General features: G+C 54.3%; 1 protein-coding gene and 1 pseudogene. One reads left to right on the forward strand and one right to left on the reverse strand.

Features of this window, described 5'->3' with window-relative positions:
• Positions 1-683, forward strand: a pseudogene (locus tag GA0061101_RS41290) (IS5 family transposase); the annotation flags it as partial.
• Here GA0061101_RS41290 and GA0061101_RS40710 read toward each other — a convergent pair.
• Positions 680-1,297 carry a MafI2 family immunity protein gene (locus GA0061101_RS40710; RefSeq protein WP_245297678.1) on the reverse strand — a complete coding sequence of 206 codons (618 nt, stop codon included), beginning with the start codon at positions 1,295-1,297 and terminating at the stop codon, positions 680-682. The pseudogene GA0061101_RS41290 and the gene GA0061101_RS40710 sit on opposite strands and share 4 nt — an antisense overlap.
• Positions 1,298-1,361 lie beyond the last annotated feature (64 nt).

Genomic DNA, 1,361 nt, shown 5'->3' on the forward strand with positions numbered 1-1,361 from the left:
CGCTTTTTCAATGGCATGCTCCATGTTCTGCGCGTTGGCTGTCCGTGGCGAGATATGCACGAGCGATATGGCAAATGGAATTCGGTCTATGTTCGTTTCCGTCGCTGGGCCGAACAAGGCGTATGGGACGCACTTCTGGAAACGCTTGTCGAACTTGGGCTGACTGACGACTGGCAACATATGATCGACAGCACCACGGTTCGCGGCCATTCGCAGGCTGCGGGCGCTAAAGGGGGACTCACAAGGAGGGTTTTGGTCGATCACGCGGCGGCTTTACGACGAAAATCCATGCCCGCGCAGACGGTCAGGGACGCCCTCTTGGCTTTGTCCTGACAGGTGGCCAGACCTCCGACTACAGCGCCGTTCCCGCGCTTCTCGCCATGCCCGTCGGCAAACCCAGGTCATTTCTCGCCGACAAGGGCTACGACGGCGACGCCATTCGTGAAGAGCTGCTTATCCACGGTGTTCGTCCAGTTATCCCGCCGAAAGCGAACCGCAAAAACCCGCCATCCTGCGACTTTCAAACATATAAAGACCGCAACAGAATCGAGCGAATGTTCAATCGGCTCAAGCAGTTCCGCAGGGTTGCCACCCGTTACGACAAAACGCGAACTTCCTTCGAAGCGTTCCTTTCACTGGCCGCCGCAAAAATCTGGCTGCCGCACTTCACGGAACGCCTTTAGTTCAACTCTGGCCCTGCGACGGCAAAGCGTCCGCCGATTGATGAAATCAGTGAGCTTGGCCCATGGATTTTCATGTGCCGTGACGCCTGTTTCTTGCATTCAGGATCATGATTGATCCGATAGTTACACAATCGTCGCCATCCATTGTGGGAAAGCGCAATCTTTCCCGCCGTCAAAATATCCACGTCGGCTGCACCTCTTATTTGCTTGATGAGTTCCGGCCAGGACGCTTTCTCTTGAAAGAGCCTGTCGACAAGCGCGAGTATCTGCACAACGATGGGCCACTCCAGTTTTCGATCAACTGACATGGCGTTTGGCTGAAATCGCTTGTAAGCCCACCATCGCTTAGCGACTGGGATCTTCGGCCCTTCTGAAGGTAGTGACGTGAAGATAGTCGTTATCGCTTCATCACCGAAATCCGCGACGACCTCAGATGCGACTACCTCCATACGTTCTCGATCTTCATCATTGAAGTCCGAGTCAACCAAGAATTCGAGGACAATCTCGTTGCCATTCCAGCCGCACGTAACAGCGGCTAGCGCCGACGATACTGCCCCAAGCAACGCGTGTTGCACACTAAGTCGAAGTCTTATTTCTCGATCAAGTGTGGACATCAAAAACCTCCGCCATGGAGCGATCTTATCGCACTATCACCACGGACTTTGTCAACAGGGCCTA

Source organism: Martinezella lusitana (assembly GCF_900094565.1).
GTDB classification, from domain to species: Bacteria; Pseudomonadota; Alphaproteobacteria; order Rhizobiales; family Rhizobiaceae; genus Rhizobium; species Rhizobium lusitanum.

Coding starts and splice junctions, on each gene's coding strand:
- GA0061101_RS40710 (WP_245297678.1), bottom strand. CDS start 1,297: ATGTCCACACTTGATCGAGAAATAAGACTTCGACTTAGTGTGCAACAC.